We start from the raw sequence: 25286 nt of genomic DNA, 5'->3' as shown, positions 1-25286 counted from the left end.
ATCAACTCATCATCATTTGCGCATTATTTATTAAATTCATTCCAAACACAGCCTGCATGTACCGAAAGTTAACCATAGCTGCTCTTATTATATTCCTGTTGCCAGGTATTTTGTACGCCAATACCAGCAATGGCATAAAGTATGATCCTGTTACCAAAACAATTACCATTACCGTACCAGATAAAAAGCTATCTCTCACGATCGATTGTGCGTCCGGCTGTATAATTAGGCGCCTATCTGTCAACGGTCGCAATACATTGTCGGCCAATGGCATCCAAACCGGTATTCAAACTAAAAATGGCGAATACTTATCGGGCGATAACAACCCCGATATAAAGGTAACAGAACGTGCGGGGCATTTCGTTATCACCGGCATAGGCTATGGTAACAACACTATTCATGTTACAGAAACCTGGGATTTTGAGCTAAAGAATAATAAGGTTTACTGGGGCATCACCCGGCAATATAACAACGCCGCGCTACTGGAGGATATGGCTTTCCCAAAATGGAGTTTCGCCGATTTATCGGTATGGAAAGGCGGGATTTTAGATAACGGCGGGATGGTATGGTGTAAATATCTAAGAAAAGTAAATGATACTTATGGCGTGCATACCGGCGGCGTAACCTTTTGGAATGATCAATCAGGAGATGGCCTGCGCATAAAACCGGTATTGCAGCCAGGCAGTTCAGTTGCCTCCAAATATTCCCACAGCGCTAAAAACGAATTTACCTGCGCGCAGATCATAACCGACAGCACATTGCAGCAGCGTTATAATTTAAGCCGGTTTGTATCGCAAAAAGCCGATGTGTTTGCCCCTTTTGAAGTAAGAAAGGGTGAAGTAACAGTTAGGTATGAATTGGAATATATAGATTATTTTACTAAATACTCGAGGGGAACGCTTACCGGCATCGATGCAAAATCGGTGCGGGAACTGCTTAACACTACCGGCAGGTATGGCGTAGTAGATAACAATATCGCTGGAGGCAATGGCTGGCTTACCAACTGGAAATGTATGCATGAGCCATTTTTTGCCCAGATTGGAATGGCATTGGATGATAAAAACTATACCCGCAACTTTTCAGCAACGCTCGATCAGGAACGCGACCAGGCCATGCTTCCGGATGGGCGGGTATTGTCGCGCTGGCACAATGAAGCTGGCGATGAAATTCCGGGCACTTACAATGCTAAAACAGGCTACTATGAAGCAATGTGGGGCTACACTGTTGACTCACAAACCGGCTATGTAATAAATGCCAGCGAACAATTTGATCTAAATGGGGATTTGAAATGGCTAAGATCCCACCAGGAAAGTTGTGAACGCGCTTTAGCCTGGCTGATAAAACGTGATGCGAACAAAAATGGCATCTTTGAGATGGTAAACAATAACATAGCCGAAAAGAAGGCCAGCGATTGGCTGGATATTGTTTGGGCCAGCTATGAAAACGCGTTTGTAAACGCCCAGATGTACGAAGCGTTGAAACTATGGGCCAATTGCGAAAAAACTTTAAATAACCCGGAAAAAGCTGCCTATTATACAGCAGTAGCGGAACGCCTTAAAACTGCATTTAACAAACCTATAGGGCAAGGTGGCTTTTGGTCGGCGGCTAAAAAACAATATGTTTACTGGCGCGACAATGATGGCTCGGTTCATGGAGATAACCTGGTAACACCCGTTAATTTCGCTGCAATAGCTTTCGGATTATGTGATGACAAAACGCGTATAGCACAGATCCTTGACCAGATAGAACAACGAACAACAAACGAACACTTATTTCACTGGCCGCTTTGTTTCGATTCATTTAAAAAAGAAGAAGTATCACCTGGTAACTGGCCGTTTCCAAAATATGAGAACGGCGATATTTTTCCTACATGGGGGTACCTTGGTGTACGTGCTTATACCGGATACAACAAAGATATCGCCTTAAAATATGTACGCAACATTCTTGCGCAATATCAAAAGGACGGACTTTCATCGCAACGATACAGCAGGATAACGCAACTTGGGCTTGGAGAAGATATTCTGGCTGGTATTTGCACAACAATTACAGGTTTATACCGCGATATTTATGGTATCCGCCCTAAATGGAACAGAATGGGGCTTGAACCAAACCTTACTGAGGCACTAAATGGTACCCAATTTTCTTACACTTTACGCGATACTATTTATCAAATAAAATTAAAGGTGAATAATTACACTGTCGGCACCAAGGCATTTTCTGTGAGCAGCAAGGAAAGTTTTGGAGTATCCGGAAGCGGGAATAAGCTAATTTATTACCATAACAATCAGGAGGATAAAACTTTACAAATAAATTCAAAATCATCGAAGCCTATAAAGATCAACGTTAATCTATGGGATCCGAAGCTAATTTCATGGACCGTATCATCTATAGACAGCTACAACTTTAAACTGAATGGGTTACTTGCCGGGGAAGATTACCAATTATCGATAAATAAGCAAGTTCGGCATATCAAAGCCAATAAAGATGGCTTTATCGATATAAAGCAAACCTGTACAAAACCAGTAAAAATCATGATCAAGAGGATCCACTAACCCTTTATTAACCAATGAAGGTAAAAATATTAAGCCCGTTGTGGGGTCATGAATACCTCCCGATAAGCGAGTTTCTTGATAAGATCAGAAATGAGGGATATGATGGTGTGGATACATGGATCCCGGAAAATAAAGTTGACAAGCGAGCTTTATTTGATTACCTGCAAAAACATAGCATGTATGTCGTAAGTCATCAGCACCGTGCTGAAGGCAGTACGTTTAAAGAATTTAAAGCATCGTATATCAAAAACCTCAACGAATGTGCAGAACCAGGTCCTTTACTTATCAATTCACATACCGGCAAAGATTATTTTTCATTTGAACAGAACCTTGAACTGATTGACGCGGCGCTCGAATTTTCGGCAAAAACAGGGATCAAGGTTGTTCATGAAACACACAGGGGTCGCTTAGGATATTCACCTCAGATGATAAGCGCGTTTTTTGCCGCCCGGCCAGCGTTCCGGATAACTGCAGATTTCTCGCATTGGGTCTGCGTAACTGAAAGTATGCTCGAAAATTTCTCAGATGCGCTTATCGAAGCCATCGACCGCAGTTGCCACATCCATGCGCGCGTAGGTTTTGAGCAAGGCCCTCAGGTGCCAGATCCACGTGCGCCGGAATGGGAATACGCGCTCAATAATTTTCTGAACTGGTGGGACCGCATAGTTCTGACGAATAACCAAAACGACAACAAGATATTGCCCATAACTACCGAATTTGGCCCCGAGCCATATATGCCCAAAATACCTTTTAGCGATAAGCCAATGGCAAAACAGTTTGAAATTAACTGCTATATGAAAGATTTACTTATTGATCGATATCATCCTTTTCGATAAAAGCTTCCCTGTTTTCCCGGTAATGCTTAGGCGATACACCATTCTTTTTTTTAAATAACTTTGAAAAATAGAACACCGATTCAAAGCCGGTTTGTTCAGCTACTTCATTAATATTCAAAATGGTAGTATCGAGCAGGTTTTTAGCTCTTTGTAAACGCAGGTTAAGGTGATGTTGATTGGGAGATTCGCCGGTTATCCGTTTAAAAGATTTACGAAAAGATGAATACCCCATAGGCAGTTGTTTCGCCAGTTTTTCCATATCCAAATTATCTTCGAACGACTCCTGGATAATAAATTTGGCCTTTGCTATCAATTTACCAACCGGATCATGAACATACTCATGATGTTGCACAACGTTGCTTATCAAGCCCAGTATCTGCATTGTAATTCCGGCAATTTGCTGCGGATAACCAGGTAATGAAGCCTGAATCAACTCTATCAACTGCCTAAAAAGGATTAGGATATCTTTGTTAGGCCCTAAAAAAACCAACGGGGATTGTTTGTCGAAGATATCCTGGGTCATTAACTTTTCGATATAATAACCGTTGAAACCTACCCAATATTCTTCCCAACCTACATTTGGATCGGGCCTGTAACGGTGCAAAACACCAGGGTAAAGAAAAAAACAAGTTCCGGCTGTTACCTCAGCAGGATCAGTTAAGGCTGAAGCATAAACACCTTTACCTTTTGAAATGAAAATAATGTAAAAATCATTAAGAATACGCCCCCTGTTCCAGGTTAACTCGTGACTTTGCGGATGTTCCTGATTAGGATAGTGATCATTAGGATCAACTTTAGAATACCCTACTGTAGTAACATATATACCCCACTTATCTTCAAACGGAGTTGTGTTTAAATATTTAAAATAGCTTTTCTGCAATTTTTTAATTTATATAGCGAAGCTATTGATCCACGTATGAGATTTCCCTATCTGAACTTCCTCAACCAGAAATATTTAACGGGCATTCCAAAAGCTTCGAAAATTTAATATTGGTTATAAAACAAGCTTAACCAATTAAATTGTTGCGACTATCCCCTTCTGTCTTTAACCGAAGTGAAACCTATCGAACAACAGAGTGTTCCACCAAATCGCCATGAGACTACTAATAATCTCATCGGCATATTTCCAACCAACACTACTAAATTATTTCGTTAAGATTTACCTTATAGATAATATTCGGCCAATAACATAGTTATTAGGTAATATTAAATAAATTTCCGCTTACAAACCTAAACAACCGCAATGACCTACTTTCTCAGAAAAACTATAGCGCCTCTCATTACATTTTTATGCATAGGCACGGTTAACGCGCAAATTCCGCCATCGATACAAAATTCGCTTGCCAAACTTGAGAGCTATAGAAATTTTAGCTATCAATCTGTAAATAAAATAAGAGATATGAGCGCCGATACCACAATCGCGCTTAATAACGAATTATTTTTAAAGGCCCCAGACGACAAACTGTTTGGCTATTTGTACAGTATAGAGACTAATCATACAACGGAGAACTTTCATAAAACAGATCTATATAATGGAAGAAAAACAATTATTTTATCAGTCGACGACAGTACATTTTTTGCCGCAGAAAGCCCCCATTCCCCATATTTCCAATCTATAATCGGCGAGTTAAGATCTTTAAAGGAAAATTATAGCCGAAAACCATTCGTAATAAAGCAACTTGCGGATACCGTGATAAATGGGGTACCCAATTCTCATACTATCGCGATAATGCGCGACACTGTAGATAACAATGAGCACTTGTATGTAAACAGGCATTACTACATTGATAAGTTATCTGGTTTGCCGGGTTTGATAACAATTACGGCAAGATCTTTATATAACGGAGCGATAAACAACTACTATAACGAAACCAGGTACTCCAATTATAAGGCAGATCAACCAAACATTAGCGTTGCAAATTTTGAAATACCTTTAAACTACAGGCCTCGCGGCGAACTACCTCCAGTGCCCTCTTTGTTAGATACCGGTATCGATGCGCCAGACTGGACGCTATTTGATGCTAACGGAAAAAAGCTAAGTTTAACACAGCTAAAGGGTAAAGTAGTATTATTGGATTTTTACTTTATCGGGTGTTCTGGCTGCATGGCCTCCATACAGCCACTAAATGCTATTTATGAAAAGTATAAAAACAAAGGCCTGGTGATTGCCAGTCTGTCCGAAAGGGATAGCAAGCGGGCAGTCCTTGAATTTGAAAAACATTACAGTATCAACTATGCAGGCTATATTAACGCGGCCGATGTAGTAAAATCATATCATGTTACCGGTTTTCCAACTTTTTATTTTATTGATAAGGCAGGAAAAATAAACAGCGCATTTGTTGGCTACGGTGATGATTTTCAACCAAAAGCAATGGCAATAATTGACACCTTGTTAAATAATACAAAGAAATAGAAAGCCAAATTGTAGCAGGAATATGCTTCGTTGCTTTAACCTGATCTACACGCTGCTTACTAACCAATATTTGAAATTACCCCTTATCATGATTCTTGCAGCGATATGAACAATCACTTATCACTTAAATTTACTTTTGTGATCCTGTTATTCTGGACTTTAAACATTGCGAAAGGATTTTCGCAGGAAAAAAAGTGGAGTAAAGACAGCTTGCTTACCTGGAACGATTTTAAAGGCACCGTTGATCCTGCAAGTGGTGTTTCGGCAATGACCTATTGCGGAGTAAAGTTCAGGTACCGCTATTTCGTGTCGGCAAACGACAGTACGTACACCGCTAAATTTATCGTTTATAGTTTTTTCACACCAGAGCGCTCCTGGTCGATGGTGGAACGGCAGTGCCCTCCTCTATTAAATCACGAACAAGTCCATTTTGATATCTCAGAATATTTTGCGAGGGTGTTGCGTACAGCGCTGGAAACAGCCCAATACACCAAGAATATCAAGGACGAAATAATGTCAATATTCAAGAAATATGACAGCGAACGCGAAAAGATGGGCTTGTTATATGATGAACAAACAAATCATGGCACTAAAGTAGATGTACAAAAAAAGTGGGATCTGTTTGTAGGAAAAATATTATCCAACAATACTCCCTGGCAACAGGTCCAAAATGATGAAATTATGCTTAAAGGCTTTTAGTATAAACATATTTTACCTTAGCAAGTTACCCTAACTCGCTATCCTCCTATTCACCTCTCCCTCCGCCTTCTGCGAAAACGAAAACATAAATTCTTCTGCCCTTTTTACCATATTCTCAGAACCGATAAAAATAGCCGTGCGCTGGTGATGTCGGTTCAGTAAACCTATCAATAACTTCAGGATCGCAGGAAAAGACAAAACCTTTTACCTCGCGCAGGCCATGATATCTGGCAGCGTAATTATTGTATCTTCACCATTGGTAAAAGAGCTGGTGGCCGTGCGTTATGCCTTTAAAGATTTTGTTGTGGGTGATGTGTTTGGCACTAATGGCCTTCCGGTATCTTCGTTCCGTACTGACGATTGGTAACCTATATGAAAAAACTTCTGCTGCTTTGTTTCCTGTATTGCAATATCGCGTTAGCGCAAAATAGAGGCATCGAACAATATAATGAGATCTGGACAAGTCAAAGCCAAAACTCGGGCCAATCAATGCCCTGCGGTGGTGGCGACATTGGTTTAAATGTTTGGGTTGAAAAAGGCGAACTGCTTTTTTATATTGCCCGAAGCGGTACCTTTGATGAGAACAACGCCATGCTTAAGCCAGGCAGGGTAAGGATCAAACTATCTCCCAATCCATTTGATGGCAATGATTTTAAACAGGAATTACAATTACAAAATGGCTCGGTATTCATCAGCGGAAAAAACGGAGATTTAAAGACCGAAGTAAAACTTTGGGTTGATGTTTACCGCCCTGTTATCCATATTAACATCCGCAGTAATAAAAATATTAAAACCGAAGCCATTTTTGAAAGCTGGCGCTACCGCGACAGGGATGTAAAAGGCCTTGAAAAAAACGAAGGCTCGTGGAAATTTGCTCCGCGCAACGATGTAAAAACACTGAAGGATAACATCGCTTTTAAAGGCAATGCCATACAGTTTTATCACCACAACCTCGATTCGACCATATTTGATGTTACTGTAAAACAACAGGGTATGGATGCAGTTAAGGAGCAAATGTTTAACCCGCTTAAAAACCTCACTTTCGGGGGCACAATGCAGGGTAAAAACCTCAAACCTGCCAGTACAACAAAAGGACAATATCTAAATACCGATTTTGAAGGCTGGAAACTGGAAAGTATCAAACCCTCCACCACGCAGGATATTGAGATCTACCTAAATACGCAACAAACACCATCTGTAAACGAATGGCAACAAGGTTTGGATAAAGTTGTTAAAGATGCCGGAGTTAATCGTAAAACGGCCTCGCAAAAAACAGCCGATTGGTGGAAACAATATTGGGACAGGAGTTTTGTTTACATCAATACCGATAAGGCTGCTAACGATACCCTCGCCTGGCAAACCGGTAAAAATTATCAGCTTTTCAGGTACATGCTTGGTTGCAATGCCTACGGGCAGGCGCCAACCAAATTTAATGGCGGCCTGTTTACTTATGACCCTGTTTTTGTGAATGGTGAATATGCTTTTACACCCGATTTCCGCAATTGGGGCGGTGGGTTAATGACAGCCCAAAACCAGCGGTTGGTGTATTTCCCGATGCTAAAAAGTGGTGATATTGACATGATGAAGCCGGAATTTGATTTCTATCTCCGCTCATTAAAAAATGCCGAATTGCGCAGCAAAGTTTATTGGGGACATAACGGGGCCTGCTTTACCGAGCAGGTAGAAAACTTTGGCCTGCCCAACAGCGCTGAATATACCTGGAAACGTCCTGCCGATTTTGACAAAGGCATTGAATACAACCCATGGCTGGAATATACCTGGGATACCGTTTTTGAATTTTGCCTGATGATGCTGGAAACAGAGCGGTATAAAAGCGATGATATCCACCAATATATCCCATTTATTGAAAGCTGCCTCACCTTTTTTGATGAGCATTATCAATACCTGTCGCGCAAGCGCAGCGCCAAAGCGCTTGACGGAAACGGACAACTTGTACTGTACCCCGGTTCGTCTGCCGAAACTTTTAAAATGGCATACAACTCCAACTCCACCATCGCGGCCCTGCAAACTGTTACCAAAAGGATGCTGGCCTTGCCGGATAAATATTTAAGCGGAGATGACCGCACCAAACTGGAAGGCTTTTTAAAGCGCATCCCCCCTATTACTTTTGGCGAGGTTGAGGGCCATAAAACCCTTACGCCGGCAAAATCATGGGAGCGGGTTAACAATGAAGAAAATACCCAGTTTTACCCGGTGTATCCATGGGGTATTTTCGGCCTGGGTAAACCGGGTTTAGATATTGCTATTAACACCTGGAAACTGGATACCCTTGTAGCTAAATTCAGGAGCGGCATAGGCTGGAAACAGGACAATATATTTGCCGCCCGATTGGGGCTTACTGATGAGGCCGCGAAGCTTACCACTTTCAAACTAAAAAACTCGGGCAGGCGTTTCCCTGCATTCTGGGGGCCAGGTTTTGATTGGACTCCCGATCATAACTGGGGAGGTTCGGGCATGATAGGCCTGCAGGAAATGCTGATGCAGGTTGATGATAAAAAGATCCTGCTGTTCCCTGCCTGGCCAAAGGATTGGGATGTGCATTTTAAACTTCACGCGCCCTACAATACTACGGTTGAAGTTACGCTGAAAGGTGGAAAAGTAATTAATATGAACGTTTTGCCAGCGGAAAGGAAGAAGGATATTGTACTGATGTTGGGGCTGTAGCCTGCTCTTTATCTTCCTGCCTTCGTTAGCAAACAGGAGCAGCAAGATAAAAAGCAGCAAAAACCTTTTGCCTTTCGGCTTCATCTCTCAAAAGGTACTTACGTTTCCATATCTGCAAACATATGGTTACCCTATACGTAACAAGGTATTAACCAGATATCGAATGCCCGTTATGCTGTGCTTTTACAATACAAAAAGCACAGCATAATATCATTAAACAAAACGCCCTCTTCATCATACTTATACCTCCACAATGGCTTTTATAACCCCGTTGGCCGGATCAAGCCAGCTTTCAAACCGATCTTTCACTTCATCAAAACTAACCCGGTGTGTTATGTAGGTTTGAGGATCAACAAGTCCCTTTTTCATCGAGTTGATCACGTGTTCAAAATCCTGCCGGGTAGCGTTTCGACTGCTCATCAGCGTGCTTTCGCGTTTATGAAACTCTGGATGACTAACAATTAATTCATCGCGCTGCAAACCCACCAACACATAGCGGCCGCCATGTGCTAAATATAAAAAGGCGTTGTTGATGGCCTTTTGATTGCCAGTAGCATCAATAACCACAGTTGGCATATCGCCATTAGTAATTTCTTTAAGCCGTTCGGCAATGTCTTCGCTTTTTACATTGATGGTATGTTCAACCTTAAGGTTGTCTTTACAAAAGGCCAGGCGGTGTTCATTCACATCGGCTGCAATTACATTAGCGCCTGCTATGCGCGCAAACTCCATAATGCCAAGGCCAATGGGGCCTGCTCCAATCACCAGTACAAACTCGCCGGGTTGCACATCGGCCCTGCGTACGCCATGCGCGCCTATAGCTAAGGGTTCAACCAGTGCCAGTTCGTCAAAGCTTAGCCCCTCGCCGTGTACCAGTAAATGATCCGGTACCTGTAGGTATTCGGCCATGCCACCATCGGTATGCACGCCGCAAACCTGGATATTAACACAGCAATTTGGTTTTGCCGAGCGGCAGGCAATGCAATGCCCGCAATTAAAATATGGTATAAAGGTTACACGCTCGCCTGTTTCAAAACCTTCGGCGTTGCCCGCGTCAACCAGTTCGGCGGCAAGCTCGTGGCCTAATATGCGCGGGTAACTGAAAAAAGGCTGCGTGCCTTCAAAAGCATGCAGATCGGTGCCGCAAATACCTATGCGTTTTATTTTGAGTAGCGCGAATCCGGGTTTAAGTTCCGGCACATCTGTGGTGCCGTATTCAAGCGTTCCGGGAGTTTTACAAGTAAGTATTTTCATTTTTGATTTAACAAATTTATAAAGAGACGCCCCTGTTTTACAGAATAAAATCATCCTGGCCATGTTTTACAGCGGCCAACTCAATATTCATCTGATTAAATTGCGCAATAATAGCTTCTGCAAAACCAGGCAAAGCGGTAAGGTCAGCATCCCAAAGGTTTCTATTTTTCAGGATGCTGTTAATAATTTCGGCATCGTTATTACCCTGCCATACTTTGCTGAAATAAGCAGCGTTGTCGTCAGTTACCACATAAGTTTCGCCATTGGCCTGCCCGGCATATTTGCCATCGGCAGTTTCAGATATCTGCATAAAACGAAGGTATGCGGCAAAACCCCTGGCAATTAACTTGGGTACGGTATTGTTTAACTTGTAATGGTTTAGTAACAATGGCACCACCCTCATTTTTATTTTGGTGGTGTACTGCATAGAAATGCTCAACCACTCATGCAGGATGTTAGGGTTGCGAAACCTATCCAATACTTTCTGGGCAAAATCTACGGAAACAGTGTCATCTATCTGGTACGGAATGGCCTTCCTGATCTCGTTGAGCATTAACTCACTGATGAAAGCCGTAAACTGCTTGTCACCCATGGCTTCTCTAACCGTTTTAAAACCAGAGAGGTAGGCAACCGCGCAACTAAGGGTATGCGTACCGTTAAGCAAACGCAATTTCAACTCTCTGAAAAGCTCGATATCCGGGGTTATCACAACGCCTTTGTCTGCTGCTGCAAAGGATAGCACTTTGGCTATTTTTTCATCGCCTTCAATAGCCCAGAGACTGTAAGTTTCAGACATAATGGCCAGGCTATCGGCATAACCCCGTTCCTGTTCAAGCGCTTTACTTACCTCATCAGTTGGCTTGCCCGGCACAATCCTATCCACCAACGAATTACAGAAGCTATTGCTACTCTCCAACCAATCCATAAACGCGGGTTCCAGTTTGTTAAGGTGGGCCAGTTCAAGCACAATGGCTTCCAGTTTTTTGCCGTTATCAATGATCAACTCGGTAGGGATAATCACCAGACCAGTATCTTCCCTGCCATTAAAGGCCAGGTAACGCTGGTACAAAACAGCCAGTAGCTTACCCGGAAATGATGTTGGCGGATGTTTACGGATATCTTCTTTAACCAACTGAATACCAACCTCGGTAGTGTTGGAAATAATTACCTGCAAACTTTTGTTACGGGCTATCTCCAGGATCTCCTCCCACTCGCCGGTTGCCGAAAGTACCCGGCTAATGGCCGAGCAGATCACCTTTTCGTTTACTTCAACACCATTATCTACGCCTTTTGAGTAAATTGTGTACAGGCCGTCCTGTAAATCGAAATCGGAAGTTGAGCCTTTGTCTGTTGATTTAACAACCGCTACCCTACCGTTAAACAAGCCCTGGCGGTTTGCTTTATCAATAAAATAATCGGGCAGGCCGCGTAAAAGCACGCCGGTACCAAATTGCAGTACTTTCTCTTCCAGGTCGAACACGTTAGCTGGTGGCAATTCGTTTGCCGGCATGTTGATCTTGTTCAGGTTATATCGTGATAATCTCATTTGCTTTGTTTTTTTTGAGTGGGTTTGTTTTATCAGCCAGCTTACCATATCGTTAGCCGCGCTAAAGTTTTCGTAGTCTGGCGGTAATTTTTTACCATCTACATATTCGTTATAAAACCAAGGATCGCCAACGACAAATACTATCCCCTTCCTTAAATAACTTGGGGTTTTAAGCCCCGACCATAAACACTGTCAACACAAGCAAAACTACTGTAAATAAAGGTGACCTGACCGCCTGCATACTGCTGTTTTTATAGTTTGATAATTTGGTTACGGAATAAAATCCTTAACAAGATTAAAGGCATATCTCTATAAAAAAAAGTTTTTAAACAACTAAAACCACGCAAACGTTCCCAGAAACGTTTGTGTAAAATTGGCAACTTATTAACGTGGGTATTGCCAATTTTAAAATAACTTAGCCTGCTCCAAATATTTTTACGGACATTAAGCATCCGATAAACAAACCAATTATGTTTGAATCAGTAACTATTAAGGATATTGCAAAAGCGCTGGGAGTGTCTGTATCTACCGTATCAAGGGCCCTTAACGGCAGTTATGAAATAGGTAGCGACACCAAAAAGCTGGTGCTTGAGTATGCCGAAAAAATAAACTACCGCCCCAACCCTATTGCCCTAAGCCTGAAAGAGCAAAAAAGCCACTCGATAGGTGTGGTAGTTTGTGAGGTTGCCAATGATTATTTTTCGCAGGCTATTAATGGTATCGAATCTATTGCTTATAACAGGGGCTATCATGTTATCATTACGCAAACCCACGAATCGTTTGATAGGGAGAACGCCAATGTAAAACACCTGCTTTCGCGGCATGTTGATGGGTTACTGGTATCCTTATCCGCACAAACAACTGATACGTCTCAATTCAAATATTTATTGGATAAAGGTTTTCCGATCGTGTTTTTTGACCGTGCCGCGCCCGGCCTGGAAACCCACAAGGTGGTGGCCGATAATTTTAAAGGCGCGTTTGAAGCTACCGAAACACTTATTAAGGCCGGATATAAAAAGATAGCCCATGTAACCAATTCAAACAACCTGCTAATAAGCCAGGAAAGGCTTGATGGCTACAAGGCCGCGTTACACCAATATGGACTTGAATTTAGCCCCGAACATGTAAAGTATTGCAACCACGGTGGTAAGATCATTGAAGAGGTGGAGATAGCAATTAATGAACTTTTAAGTTCGGTTACACGCCCCGATGCTATATTTAGCGGCAGTGATAAACTTACTATCAGTTGCATGGGGATATTAAAAAAACTTCAGTTAAAGATCCCTGATGATATAGAGTTGGCGGGCTTTACCAATTCTGACGTTGTGCAGCTGTTTGATCCGCCTTTAACTGTGGTACGGCAGCCTGCTTTTGAGATGGGCCAGGTAGCTACCGAGCTGCTTATCAAAACCATTGAAAGTAAATGGCGTGTTGAAGAGTTTAAAACCGAAAAAATGCCCCCGGAAATTATAATCCGGTAAGCGCTACTCACACACATCAATAAAAAATCAATACCAACAAATGTAGTAAGTATCCTCCTGCGAAGGTTATCTTGAATTTATAGTAACATTTTATTAGGTTTGAGAAAGCGATAAAGTACCTAAACTCAATTGATGCCCTTTACACTCCATATTACTTTTTATGATATTGCGTTTTTAGGGGCTGTATTTATCAGCTTAACGCTATCTGTCTTTCTATGGGTTGCACCTAAGGAAAGCCGACCTGCAAACCGTTGGTTGGCCGTTTTAATGATTACTGCTGCTTTGTGGATAGTGAGCGTTTTTACAGCCGACACCGGCCTGGCACAGTTTACTCCTTTCCTTAACTTTTTGCCGCTACGGTTTTCGATGGCCTTTGGCCCCTTGATCTACTTTTATGTACGCCAGGTAACCCGGCCCACTTACATCATTCGCCGCAAGGATCTGCTGCACTTTATCCCATTACTGCCGGAACTAAGCATCCAGGTATTTCCTGCAATACAAAACCTGGAAACCGGGAACGTTATTTATAACCAAATAAACGCTGTAGTACAGCTACTCGCGTTCCTTTCAGTTGCCATCTATTTATATCTATGCCATAAACATGTCTATCGTTTTTACCAGGAAAAACAATTCAGAGAGGGCGACCGCTACCGTAATGAGCTACAATGGTTAAATCGTCCGCTCGTCGCGCTCAGTGTACTATGGTTGTTGTGGATACCCTTTACCGCTGTTGATTATTTTTATTACGCTAACGGATCAAGCTTAAACAACTATTATGCTTTATACCTTCTTTTGATATGCATAATAATTTGGATGGCCGGTAAAAGTCATCTTAAAACAGAAATTACTGATACTGCCGATATTGCTATAAAACCGTTGTTGCCGATGGGTATGAAGCAAAAAGGCTCCTGGTTGAAATTGGAGATCAAACAAAAAGGATACTATCGCGACGCGGAATTGAGCCTCACATCCCTTGCTGAAAAACTCGATTTGCATACACATGAATTATCCCGGATAATAAATACAGTTTTCAAAAAAAGCTTTAACGATTTTATTAATGAATACCGCGTTCGTGAGGTTGCACAAAAAATGCAGGATCCTGCATATGATCATATCACCCTGCTCGGACTCGCGTATGAATCGGGCTTCAATTCGCAAAGTAGCTTTCATCGCATTTTTAAGCAGTTTACAGGAAAAACGCCTCTGGAATATAAAAACCACCTTCAAAAAGTTCTCCCATCTTATAACTTGAGAGGTTTTAACCAACCCATGCCGCTAATATTGAGCCATGCAAACCCTAAGGGGTGGACGCATGAAAAATTAACCGGCAATTATATGTTTAAAACTTATTTTAAGATCGCGTTCCGTGGGTTTTGGAGGCACAAGCTATTTACGCTGATAAATGTTATCGGTTTATCCATCGGTATCAGCGCCTTCATGGTAATTTACTTTGTTGTAAATTACGATTTCACGTTTGATAAATTTCATAAAGACAGCGACAGGATTTACCGCGTGGTTATGAATATGTCATTTCAAGGGCATGAAAACTATTCGAGCGGACTGCCTAACCCGTTGGCCGAGGCCATCAAAACCCAGGCCTCAGGAATAGAGAACATAACGCCGATACATGAAGTATCGCCTCCGTTTGTATATATCGACAAAGATAAAAAAACACAAAAGCGGTTTAAAAACCCGGACAAGATAATACTTACCGATCAGCAATATTTTAAGATCTTTAATTATGTATGGCTTGCCGGCTCACCACAACACGCGCTGGATGCGCCCGGTCAGGTTGTACTAACATCACAACAAGCCAGGCTTTACTTCCCGTCGTTATCATATCACGATATGGTTGGCAAAGTAATATCCTACGATACTATTAAAACTACTGTTAGTGGGATAGTAGAAACGTTTACTAAAAACAGTGATTTTACCTTTCACGATTTTATATCCATGAGCACTGTTACAAGCAGCAAAAGTTTATCTGCCGAGTTAGGGATAAACACATGGGACCGTATCTTTTCGGGATCGGAGGCTGTTTTAAAACTGGCGCCAGGCGCCTCGGTTCCTGCGGTTGTAAAACAGATCAATATAATCTTCAAACAAAACAATTCGCCGCGGCCCGGAGAAAAAGGGATTACAGACGCTGTAAAACTGGCTTTGCAGCCATTAGATGATATTCACTACAATCCCAACTATAATATTTTTAGTTTTTCATCACCAGCCAGCAAAACTACACTTTATGGGTTGTTGACCGCCGCTTGCTTTTTATTGTTGCTGGCATGTATCAATTATGTGAATTTAACTACCGCCCAGGCCGCTCAAAGAGCAAAGGAGATCGGGATCAGAAAAACACTGGGCAGTAGCCGGATACAGTTAGTGGTTCAATTTTTATTCGAAACGTTTTTTATAACATTCTGTGCGGTTTGCATATCGGTGTTGCTTGCGCCAGTTATATTAAAAATGTTTGCCGATGTTATATCTCCGGATATTCACGCGAATATTCTACACCCGGATGTAATACTTTTTCTACTGATTTTAATTATTGTGATAAGTATTTTATCGGGCTTTTATCCGGCAATTGTGCTTTCGGGTTATAAACCGGTATCTGTATTGAAAAACCAGGTGCAAGAAAACAGTAATAAAACACGAAACTCGTGGCTTCGTAAATCGCTTACGGTTTCGCAGTTTGTTGTTGCGCAGTTTTTTATAATGGCTACTATTTTTGTGAGCAGGCAAATTTATTATGCACTTCATAAAAACCTCGGGTTTAAAAAGGATGCTATCCTGGTTATTAATACGCCCTGGGGAACCACTAAAGCAAGCAGCAACCAGGTACTGCTTAGTGAATTTAGGTTGATGCCGCAGGTTGCCCTTGTGAGTTTAGGAGATGACCCGCCCTCATCCGACGTATATAACAGGACACGACTGGTTTACAACGATGAAAAAAAACAAATTGTAACAGAAGAAGTGATAGTTAAATCTGCTGATGAGAACTACATCAACATATACCAGATCAAATTACTTGCCGGCAGAAATCTAACCCAGGCTGATACCGGGAAAGCTACCATCATCAATAATACTTACGCTAAAATATTAGGATTTACTAATCCGAATGACGCTATAGGAAAGCAGTTAAACTGGCATGGTGCCAAGCGCCCGGGTATAACAATTATTGGTGTAGTTGCCGATTTTAATCAGCGGTCGCTTCATTCGCCCATCTATCCATCAATTATTTTGCCAGGTAATCCGATACACCGGCCTATGATGACGTTACACATTGCGTTAAACCCTGAAACCCCGGGCGGTAATGAGTGGAAAACCGCTATCGCAAATATGGCAAAGGCCTGGAAAAAGGTTTATCCCGACGATGATTTCGATTGCCATTTTTACGATGACACTATAGCCAGATTTTACGATCAAGAACAACACACCTCAACCCTGCTAAATTGGGCAACGGGCTTCTCGGTGTTGATAAGCTGCCTCGGCTTATTTGGCCTTGCCATTTACACCACCAATCAACGGGCAAAGGAAATTGGCATACGCAAAGTGTTTGGCGCAAGCGTTACTCAAATTGTAGCCCTGTTGTCTACAGAACTTATATCGCTCATTTTACTGGCCTTTGTTATAGTAACACCAATTGCCTGGTATGCGGTAAATAAATGGATGGAAAGCTTTGCCGACCATGTGGCTATTAGCTGGTGGGTATTTGTTATCGGCGGAGTAGGCATGCTGGTAATAGGATTATTTACATTAAGTTTCAGAACCATTAAAGCTGCAATAGCGAACCCGGTAAAGAGTTTGCGAAACGAATAACTTTACTTAAACGCTATCAATTAACAGGTTCAAAACTTCAGGCTATCCTTACAGCAAGGTAGCCTGAAGTAAACCTCCAAGCTACCTTTGCAATGGCTTTGACATAGGCTTTGCTCCTGCTTGCCAAAGTAATTTCGTAATTCACCGCTGTTTTCGGCATAGTTCCACCTCATCTGATCGGCTTTACCATCGCCGTTGATATCGGCAAAAAAGAAATCGGTATTGGCACTTTGCGATGTTCCGCGGAGCGAGTAGATGGGCCGTTGAATTTATTGCCAGTCTCCGAGTAATAGAACTTCAACCTGCCCGCATTTTTGAGGCTTACTATTTTTATGATGTTTAAATAGGATTTTGTTTGTTTTTTAGATATTATTTAAGGGCCGTTAGGAATAAGAAAAATGTATTACGTTTAACGAAAATGTCATTTCGATAGAGCAGGGCGGGAAAGAGCGCGCGGGCGAAAGAGAAATCTTATACGCCTTGTAAAGCGGCCATGTATCCGGTAAAGCATGGTGTAGAAGATTTCTCCTCACTCCTACGCACATGTCCCCATCGTTTGTTCGAAATGACATCCGTGTTTTCTTATCCCAAACTCATATCATTATTTAGCTTTTAATAAACCGGGATACACAACACCATCAATACTTTCCATCTTCAATCCCAGCAATTCGGCAACAAGGGGCGCGATATCTTCCTGACCTATCAGAGGCAGTACAGTACCTTGTTTAATACGCCTGCCAAAGGTTAAAAAGCCCGTTTGGATCTCTTTAAAATCGGTTGGCATATAACCATGGGTTCCACCTTTGGCGGCAGTTAATAATTCGCCTTTGGCAGTCGCGCCGAAGCAGATGCCCTGATAAGCGGCCAAAGCTAAAAAGGCGTTCGGATCGCCTTGGGCGGCGGCTATTTCCTGCTTGTTAAGTACGTGGAATAGCTTTTTTATACCCTGCGGAAGATCGGCAAGGGCTTTGTTCACTTTCTCTAAAGAGGCTTTATCTTTCGGATCGCGCAGGTGCAGGAACGCTGAGCCGCCGCTTTGCTGAAAATAGGCTTTCCAGTTTTCTTTATCGGCATCGTTGTACAAACCAATTTTGGCCAACACTACGTTGGGGTTAAATTGTGTATGGATATCAACAAAACCATGATCGCCGGTAATGATAAAGGTTGTGCTATCTTTTAGGCCCGCCATCTCAATGGCATCTATGATGGTTTTCACAGCAACGTCCACACCTACTACAGCCGAGAGTACTTTATCGCCATCGCGGCCCTGCTCATGCTGGTAATGGTCTGTAAGGCCGATGTGGATAGCCAGGAAGCCCGGTTTATATTTGCGTAAAATGTAGGCAGCCATCCGAGCTTTATTCTGATCGTTGGTGTAATCGTTCAATACTGCACCGTATTCACCTAATTTGCCTATCGCGTTTTCCTGGACCTCGTCAAATAGCGTTTTTGGGTTCGATTCCTGGTACAGGGCTTTAACTTCGTCTTTCTTTTCGCCTTTATCTTTAGGGAGGATCACATACTCGGGCAGGTTATAATCAATTGGCGCGCCAACGGTTACCGGCCAGCTTACACCGGCGGTAACTATGCCGGCGGCTTTGGCGGCCGTCCACAACGTAGGCACTTTAATATCTTTATAGTACCAAAACCATTTACCGGTTATGCCCAATGGTTCAACGGGTGTGTTATAGTAAATACCGTGCTTGGCAGGTAATACGCCGCTGATGATGGTAGTGTGTGAGGGATAAGTAACCGTTGGGAAACTCCCCCTCACCCCTTCTGCATACGAACCTTTAGCCATAGCCTGGCGTACGTTCACCATCCCCCACGATGGGTCAAGGTAAAACTCGGGGCGGAAACCATCTATACTGATCAAAACCACGTGTTTATCCTGCGCTTTTACAGTTGTAGCAGCCAGCAAAAGCAGTATAAAGCCTTTAAAAATCTTCTTCATTGGGTGTCGTATTAAATAGATTGATGTATTGTATTAGAATAACTGTACGGTAAACTGGCTATCGGCATCGGTTTCTTCAATCTTGGCATAGGGAGAAAATGTGCGCACGCTCAACGTATTATTTTTTACCGAAAATTTGTACAGGCGCATTAAGCCGTTGCCGCCATTTGTGCGGCTCTGATAATCGCTTAAAAATGATTTGATGGTATGCCCGTTGTAGGTATCAACCCGGTAGCCCTCGCCATTGTCGCCTACGTGGCCGCAAAGCATCATGAAAATATTGGCGTTGCCCTTCAACGCTTCGTAAATGGCTTTGCCTTCGGCATTGAATGGCGCAGGTTGTGAATTATTGCCTGTAATGGGGTTAAAGTGCAAAATGGAATGGCTTATAACGATAGCCTTGCGCGATGAGTTTTCTTTCAACACGTCATTAGCCCAACCATAAAGCTTAGCCTGATCTTCATTATGCGAATCAAACTCTAAAAACAAGGCGATAAAATCTACCCCACCTGCACTGAATAAGTCGTAGTGGCTATCATTATTTGTTCCGTAATGACCTCCATAATATGGCCTGCCCTCAAAGTGTTTTACACCAAAGTATTTGTTGTAATTGGTAGTTGTACCTGTTACCGCATATTGCGATGGATATTGATCATGGTTACCAACGCTAAGTCCGTACGGAATGCTTATTGGGGTTTCCAAACCATAAAGAGCAGTTTTGGCCAGGTACCATTCGGAGCGTTCGGTTATCGGGTTATCGCCGTGATCGGTGATATCGCCCATATGGGCTACGTAGGCTATATTTTCTTTCTGTTGATTTTGCTGGATCCAGTTGATCTGGGCTTTAAACATATCAAAGGTTCCACCAAGCTGGGCCTGGGCCAGGTAGTATTGTGTATCGGGTAAAACAGCAATGGCGAAATCACCTTTTTTCACCGCCGCCGGTTGCCCGGGGGTATTTAAAACTGTTTCAGGCTCTTTTTGCTGGGCGAGTACGCTGTTTACGGCAGCAAATTGCATGGCCAACACACCCGCGAATGCCGATATTTTGTATTTTGAAAGCATATGTATTCGGTTTAAAAAAAGGCAGACGGACATTTGTCCATCTGCCTAAAAAAATTAATAACCAGGGTTTTGAGTCATAGCTCCGGGATTCAGATCGATCTCCGTTTGCGGGATAGGGTAAAGCAGCTTATTGGTGGTTACGTTGTAAGTATCAGGAGTAAGATATGATACCTGTGTTTTCAGCGCTGCTCCAAAAGCATTCATTACGTCAACAGCTTTGCCGGTACGTACCAGATCGTGCCAGCGGTGGTTTTCAAAAGCCAGTTCTATACGGCTTTCGTGCAGGATAATGTCCCGTAGCTGCGATTGATCGGCAGTGGTAACAGGATCCAGTCCCGCACGGGCACGCACAGCATTAAGCGGTGTTAAAGGTGATTTACCTTGCTCGTTCTGTGCTTCGGCCAATAACAGCAAAGCGCCCGAATAGCGATAGATCGGGAAATTATCACTTGATCCGGTTATAGCTGCTATAGGCGTATGCACGTATTTTTTAATATAAGGCACGGCAACCTTACCGCCAGTTGGAGTATAGTTGATGATACTTTTGTTGGCCGAATAGGTGAACAGATCGCTTGCGTTATAAGTACCTTCGGCAATACCGATAGATGCGTCTAAACGCTTATCGTTAAGCTCGTACGAGTTGATGAGATCCTGTGTTGGGGTATTCCAGCCACCTGTAGCACTGTTATTGATAGCAATACCTGTTATAATTGATGTATTGGTACTACGTGGCAAAAAGTGAAACGTAAGCGGGTTGGGCGAAGTACCTACCAATGTACCTTCTAAGAACTGGATGTCAAAAACCGATTCTTTGCTGTTTTTATTGGTTGGTGTAAAAGCATCGGCGTAATTGGCATTCAATCCGTAACCCATACCGGCCATAGTGTTTAGCAAAGTTTCGGCATCGGCCCATTTCTTTTGGGTTACATAAACATCCGCCAGCAACATGGTTGCCGAGCCTTTGGTAGCCTCGCCGGTTTGTGGAAATTTGGCAGGGGCTGGTAATTCGCTGATGGCATCTTTAGCATCGGCCATAACCTGGGTATAGATCTGATCGGCAGTTGAGCGTGGTAAAAATGCTTCCTCAGCACTGGTAACCTCTTTCAAAAACAAGGGCACCCCGCCAAACAAACGCACCAGTTTAAAGTAATATAAGGCGCGTAAAAATTTAGCCTGACCATCTAAAGGTTGTTTTACGGCAGCATCAAAACTTGTTGTCTTCAATCGCTCGATAACGATATTGGTACGCGAAATACCGGTATAGCAGTGCTGCCAAACCGCGTTAACGTACGAGTTTGTTGAGGTATTGGTAAAATTAGGAATAGCCTCGCGGTAAAGGTAAGCCGTGCCCCTATCGCTTGGTTTGGGCTGATAAATGGTATTATCAGATCGCATTTCTGATGTGAAGTAGTCGTTCACCAACACATCGCGCAAAGGCGCATAGGCCGCTATAACGGCTTGCTTAAACTGATCGGGAGTTTTATAAAAGGTAACGTCGGTATATGAATCTTCCGGCGAAAGGTCAATATAACTTTTTTTACAGGCGGTAGCGCCAATCGCAACCAGGGCTAACAGTAAATATATTTTTTTCATCATGTTATGATTAGTATTCTATTATTTAAAACTTGCTGAAACACCAAATGAAACCGTGCGCGAAATAGGGTACGCGTTTTCATCAACACCAATACCTAAGGTTGGATCAAGACCGGCAAAGTTGATCTCCGGGTTCATACCCGAATATTTAGTCCACACAAAGGCTTGCTGAATAGATCCGTAAACGCGGATGCTGCGGATCAATGATTGATCATTCATGTTGAAACGGTAACCTAACGAGATGTTTTTGGCGGTCAGGTATGAGCCATCCTCAACCCATTGGCTGTTAACCGAACGGCCAAGCGCTGTTGTGCCGGTTTTGGTACGCGGATAAACTCCGGAACCAGGATTTTCCGGAGAGCGCCAGCGATCAGCAGCCGAAGCCAGCATCACACGCGAACCGTCGAGGTTGGTTTGGTACGCCCATTTGGCGGCGTTTAATATTTTACCGCCTACAGAGAAGGCCATATGAATGTTCAGGTCCCAGTTTTTATATGTAAAATTATTGGTTAAACCACCAGTGAAAGAAGGAGTTGGATCGCCGATGAAGGTACGGTCGTTAACATCATCTATCACGCCGTCGCCGTTAAGGTCTTTCATTTTAAGTGTGCCCACATCTGATGCGCTGCCGTGTTTGGCCGAATTAGCCAGGTCGTTAGCATCCTTATACAATCCCAACCACACAAAGCCATAAAACTCGCCTAAGTGATGCCCTTCCTGCTGACGGAAATAATCGGAAGTTACGGTGTTGTTGCGGCGGATATAGCCCGGGCTAACCAGGTCTTTGATCCGGTTACGATCGATAGAAACGTTTAGGTTGGTACTCCACTTCAGTTTACCATTAAGGTTTACGGTGTTTAATGTGAACTCATGGCCCCAAAGGTTAATTGCGCCAACGTTATCCAAAAGGCTGCCAAAACCCGAAGCTACCGGAATTGGGCGCTGCATGATCAAACCATCCGATGTTTTATGGTAATAATCGTAAGTAAAGTTAATGCGGTTGTTCAGGAAAGATGCGTCAAAACCAAAATCCAACTGTTTATTACGCTCCCAACGAAGGTTCCTGTTGGCCAAACGATTAATGGTTTGCCCTACTACAGATTGGCCGTTCAGCTCGTAAAAATACTGACCAATGGTAGCCTGTGCCTCATAATTATTGGCGAAAAAGTTGTTACCGGTAATACCATAGCTGGCGCGTAGTTTTAACAGGCTAAGCACGCGAAAACGCTCCATAAACTTTTCATCGCTAACTACCCAACCAGCCGAAACTGAAGGGAAGTTACCATAGCGCTCGTTGGCTCCAAAACGTGATGACCCATCACGGCGGATAGCACCCTGTAACAGGTAGCGGCCTTTGTAATTATAATTTATGCGAGCAATGCTCGATAATAATGAGTAAGCACCATAACCGCCGCCGCCATTTGATAAAATTGTTGCCGCGTTTACATACGGGATATCATCGCTCGGAAAACCCAAACCAGTAACGCTACCATTAGTGCCACTATATTTTTGCGCAGAGTAACCTACCAATGCTTCGATATTATGATCGCCGAATGACTTGTTGTAAACCAAATTGGCTTCGGCAGTGTATGATCCATTATCGGTAAAGCTATTTGTACCGGTAGTTTGACCAGCTGTTGAAGTCACCACACCCGACTGGAAATATTTGCGCGATTCATTCCCTTTATCAATAGCCACATTAGTGCGCACGCTCAATCCTTTTAAAAACTCATAGTTTAAATAACCATTGGCAAGGATGCGCGTGGTTTTATAGTCATCATTGGTTAAAGTAAACTGTGCTAATGGATTAATATAAGCCACCATGCCAGGCGAATAAGTATCGCGGTTAAATGTACCATCGGCATTGTAAGGGGATTTTAACGGACTTGCCTCAAAAATACGTTCGAACAATCCACCTACACCATCGGTGCTTAAACGGTTGTTGTGATCTAAACGGTAGCTTGGTGCCAGGTTAAATCCTATTTTCAACCTGTTATTGGCCGAAGTGAAATCCTGGTTGATCCTGGCCGAAAACAATTGCGTGCCGGTATTGATCAGCACGCCATCCTGTTTTTGATAACCGATCATAACGGTAGATGTCGACCTTTCGCGCGCGGTTCGTACCGTGATATCATAGTTTTGAATCGGTGCGCTACGGGTAAGCAATTTATACCAGTTAGTGCCCTCGCCATATTGTTCCGGGTTTAAATATTCGGCAGGGGTAGCTGTAGTATAGCCTGGTTCATATTTGCGGGCATCGGCAAATTTATCATTCATGTACTGGGCAAAACCTCGGGCGTCCATCATTTTAGGTACAAGCCCGTCGGGGATCTTTTGCACACCGTAATTGGCGTTAAACTCCACTTTAGCGTCGCCGGGTTTGGCATGGCGGGTAGTGATCAATATAACGCCATTAGCTGCGCGCGACCCATATAACGCTGTAGCCGAAGCATCTTTTAAAATACTGAAACTTTCAATTTCGGCAGGGTTAATGTTGTTGATACTACCGGTTATCGGGCTGCCATCTATCACAAACAGCGGTTGGTTACTGGCATAAAAAGATGCCGCACCGCGAATACGGAACTCCACACCACGGCCGGGCTGACCGCTGCTTTGCGCTACCTGCACACCCGCTGCCGTACCCTGCAACTGCTGAGCGAATTGCATAACAGGCATGTCTTGTAGTTTAGATGCACTCAATTCAGTAATTGAGCCGGTAATTTCTTTCGAGCGTTGTTTACCATAACTCACAGTTACCTCTTTAAGCTGGTTACCACCAACCAATGTAAAGTTGATAGATGCGTTTTTATCGCTGTTAACCTTAACATCTTTGATGGTCGATTTCTGGTAACCTAAAAAAGTAGCTTCAACGGTGTAAACACCTTCGGGCAGGCTTAAAGCGAAAGTACCATCAGCACCTGCAATAGCGCCATAGTTGGTTCCAACTACTTTAATTGTTGCACTTGGCAAAATTTCTCCGCTGTCGTCAACTACCCGGCCGGATAGTTTGCCGATAGCGTATTTATAAAGGATAATGGTACCGGCGTGCTCTTTAAACCCCACGCGGGTATCTTTAAAAAGCTCGGTCAATACATATCCCAACGATTGGTTAACATAACTAACAGATGTAACCAGCTTGTCCCTGAGTTGCAAATAATCTTCATCATAAGCAAAAACAACATTGGTTTGTTGCTGTATTTGCCTAATAACGGTTGCCAGGTTTTGCTTTTTAGCACTGATGCTAACGCTGGTGTTTAGCCCCTGGGCCTTGGTAACGGTTGCTTTAACAGTTACCAGTCCTATAGTAAGCGTAATGCAAATTAATAAAATGGTAATGCGCATAAATTGCCTCCATAACTGTGTACAGAAATTCATATTTTTATTGGCTTTGT

At 43.0% G+C, this 25286-nt stretch carries 15 protein-coding genes; 8 read left to right on the top strand and 7 right to left on the bottom strand.

All coding sequences use genetic code 11. The features are described 5' to 3' along the window. The first annotated feature begins 56 nt into the window (after positions 1-56). Together AAFN85_RS16060 and AAFN85_RS16055 are read left to right on the top strand one after the other, a co-directional pair. On the top strand, positions 57-2552 hold the full coding sequence (locus AAFN85_RS16060; protein WP_347528618.1) for a hypothetical protein: 2496 nt from the start codon (positions 57-59) through the stop codon (positions 2550-2552). Positions 2553-2566: 14 nt separating this feature from the next. Further along, complete coding sequence (locus AAFN85_RS16055) at positions 2567-3388, top strand: sugar phosphate isomerase/epimerase (RefSeq protein WP_347528617.1); 822 nt, start codon at positions 2567-2569, stop codon at positions 3386-3388. Here AAFN85_RS16055 and AAFN85_RS16050 read toward each other — a convergent pair. Next, positions 3360-4268, bottom strand: a complete 909-nt coding sequence (locus AAFN85_RS16050; protein WP_347528616.1) for an AraC family transcriptional regulator — start codon at positions 4266-4268, stop codon at positions 3360-3362. The genes AAFN85_RS16055 and AAFN85_RS16050 overlap by 29 nt on opposite strands. 849 nt (positions 4269-5117) lie before the next feature. On the opposite strand from AAFN85_RS16050, the gene AAFN85_RS16045 reads away from it, so the two are divergent. The 4 genes from AAFN85_RS16045 (at position 5118) to AAFN85_RS16030 (ending at position 9185) form a co-directional block, all read left to right on the top strand. Beyond that, positions 5118-5801: a TlpA disulfide reductase family protein gene (locus tag AAFN85_RS16045; RefSeq protein WP_347528615.1), complete on the top strand. Its 684-nt coding sequence runs from the start codon at positions 5118-5120 to the stop codon at positions 5799-5801. Between the two features lie 105 nt (positions 5802-5906). Further along, on the top strand, positions 5907-6500 hold the full coding sequence (locus AAFN85_RS16040) for a hypothetical protein (RefSeq protein WP_347528614.1): 594 nt from the start codon (positions 5907-5909) through the stop codon (positions 6498-6500). 220 nt (positions 6501-6720) lie between these two features. Beyond that, complete coding sequence (locus AAFN85_RS16035; RefSeq protein ID WP_347528613.1) at positions 6721-6867, top strand: hypothetical protein; 147 nt, start codon at positions 6721-6723, stop codon at positions 6865-6867. 5 nt (positions 6868-6872) lie between these two features. Continuing rightward, positions 6873-9185: a DUF5703 domain-containing protein gene (locus AAFN85_RS16030; RefSeq protein WP_347528612.1), complete on the top strand. Its 2313-nt coding sequence runs from the start codon at positions 6873-6875 to the stop codon at positions 9183-9185. Between the two features lie 240 nt (positions 9186-9425). Here the strand turns inward: AAFN85_RS16030 and AAFN85_RS16025 are convergent, their stop codons facing one another. Both AAFN85_RS16025 and AAFN85_RS16020 read right to left on the bottom strand, forming a co-directional pair. Beyond that, a complete protein-coding gene (locus AAFN85_RS16025; protein ID WP_347528611.1) occupies positions 9426-10439 on the bottom strand; it encodes a zinc-binding alcohol dehydrogenase family protein in 1014 nt (337 codons plus the stop codon). Positions 10440-10476: 37 nt separating this feature from the next. Then, on the bottom strand, positions 10477-11985 hold the full coding sequence (locus tag AAFN85_RS16020; RefSeq protein WP_347528610.1) for a tagaturonate reductase: 1509 nt from the start codon (positions 11983-11985) through the stop codon (positions 10477-10479). Positions 11986-12455: 470 nt separating this feature from the next. On the opposite strand from AAFN85_RS16020, the gene AAFN85_RS16015 reads away from it, so the two are divergent. Continuing rightward, the gene (locus AAFN85_RS16015; protein WP_347528609.1) at positions 12456-13466 is read left to right on the top strand and encodes a LacI family DNA-binding transcriptional regulator; all 1011 of its coding nucleotides are present in this window, start codon (positions 12456-12458) and stop codon (positions 13464-13466) included. Positions 13467-13598: 132 nt separating this feature from the next. Beyond that, positions 13599-17282 (top strand): ABC transporter permease, encoded by a 3684-nt coding sequence (locus tag AAFN85_RS16010; protein WP_347528608.1) that lies wholly within the window; start codon positions 13599-13601, stop codon positions 17280-17282. 601 nt (positions 17283-17883) lie between these two features. Here the strand turns inward: AAFN85_RS16010 and AAFN85_RS16005 are convergent. Genes AAFN85_RS16005 through AAFN85_RS15990 form a run of 4 tightly spaced genes read right to left on the bottom strand, consistent with a single transcriptional unit; the run spans position 17884 to position 25269 of the window. Then, positions 17884-19236: an ectonucleotide pyrophosphatase/phosphodiesterase gene (locus AAFN85_RS16005; RefSeq protein ID WP_347528607.1), complete on the bottom strand. Its 1353-nt coding sequence runs from the start codon at positions 19234-19236 to the stop codon at positions 17884-17886. Between the two features lie 33 nt (positions 19237-19269). Then, positions 19270-20301, bottom strand: coding sequence for a metallophosphoesterase (locus tag AAFN85_RS16000; RefSeq protein WP_347528606.1), 1032 nt, complete (start codon positions 20299-20301; stop codon positions 19270-19272). A 54-nt stretch (positions 20302-20355) separates the two neighbouring features. Further along, complete coding sequence (locus tag AAFN85_RS15995; RefSeq protein ID WP_347528605.1) at positions 20356-21897, bottom strand: RagB/SusD family nutrient uptake outer membrane protein; 1542 nt, start codon at positions 21895-21897, stop codon at positions 20356-20358. An 18-nt stretch (positions 21898-21915) separates the two neighbouring features. After that, the gene (locus tag AAFN85_RS15990) at positions 21916-25269 is read right to left on the bottom strand and encodes a TonB-dependent receptor (RefSeq protein WP_347528604.1); all 3354 of its coding nucleotides are present in this window, start codon (positions 25267-25269) and stop codon (positions 21916-21918) included. Positions 25270-25286 lie beyond the last annotated feature (17 nt).

The sequence above is a fragment of the Mucilaginibacter sp. CAU 1740 genome, assembly GCF_039839285.1.
In the GTDB taxonomy this organism is placed as follows: Bacteria; Bacteroidota; Bacteroidia; order Sphingobacteriales; family Sphingobacteriaceae; genus Mucilaginibacter.
This window is presented reverse-complemented; position numbering and strand designations above follow the sequence as displayed.

Bases quoted from the DNA above. Each gene is read 5' to 3' on its own strand.
- AAFN85_RS15995 (WP_347528605.1), bottom strand. From the start codon at position 21,897: ATGATGAAAAAAATATATTTACTGTTAGCCCTGGTTGCGATTGGCGCT.
- AAFN85_RS16025 (WP_347528611.1), bottom strand. From the start codon at position 10,439: ATGAAAATACTTACTTGTAAAACTCCCGGAACGCTTGAATACGGCACC.
- AAFN85_RS16060 (WP_347528618.1), top strand. From the start codon at position 57: ATGTACCGAAAGTTAACCATAGCTGCTCTTATTATATTCCTGTTGCCA.
- AAFN85_RS16055 (WP_347528617.1), top strand. From the start codon at position 2,567: ATGAAGGTAAAAATATTAAGCCCGTTGTGGGGTCATGAATACCTCCCG.
- AAFN85_RS16020 (WP_347528610.1), bottom strand. From the start codon at position 11,985: ATGAGATTATCACGATATAACCTGAACAAGATCAACATGCCGGCAAAC.
- AAFN85_RS16010 (WP_347528608.1), top strand. From the start codon at position 13,599: ATGCCCTTTACACTCCATATTACTTTTTATGATATTGCGTTTTTAGGG.
- AAFN85_RS16015 (WP_347528609.1), top strand. From the start codon at position 12,456: ATGTTTGAATCAGTAACTATTAAGGATATTGCAAAAGCGCTGGGAGTG.
- AAFN85_RS16000 (WP_347528606.1), bottom strand. From the start codon at position 20,301: ATGCTTTCAAAATACAAAATATCGGCATTCGCGGGTGTGTTGGCCATG.
- AAFN85_RS16030 (WP_347528612.1), top strand. From the start codon at position 6,873: ATGAAAAAACTTCTGCTGCTTTGTTTCCTGTATTGCAATATCGCGTTA.
- AAFN85_RS16045 (WP_347528615.1), top strand. From the start codon at position 5,118: ATGCGCGACACTGTAGATAACAATGAGCACTTGTATGTAAACAGGCAT.
- AAFN85_RS16005 (WP_347528607.1), bottom strand. From the start codon at position 19,236: ATGAAGAAGATTTTTAAAGGCTTTATACTGCTTTTGCTGGCTGCTACA.
- AAFN85_RS16040 (WP_347528614.1), top strand. From the start codon at position 5,907: ATGAACAATCACTTATCACTTAAATTTACTTTTGTGATCCTGTTATTC.
- AAFN85_RS16035 (WP_347528613.1), top strand. From the start codon at position 6,721: ATGATATCTGGCAGCGTAATTATTGTATCTTCACCATTGGTAAAAGAG.
- AAFN85_RS15990 (WP_347528604.1), bottom strand. From the start codon at position 25,269: ATGAATTTCTGTACACAGTTATGGAGGCAATTTATGCGCATTACCATT.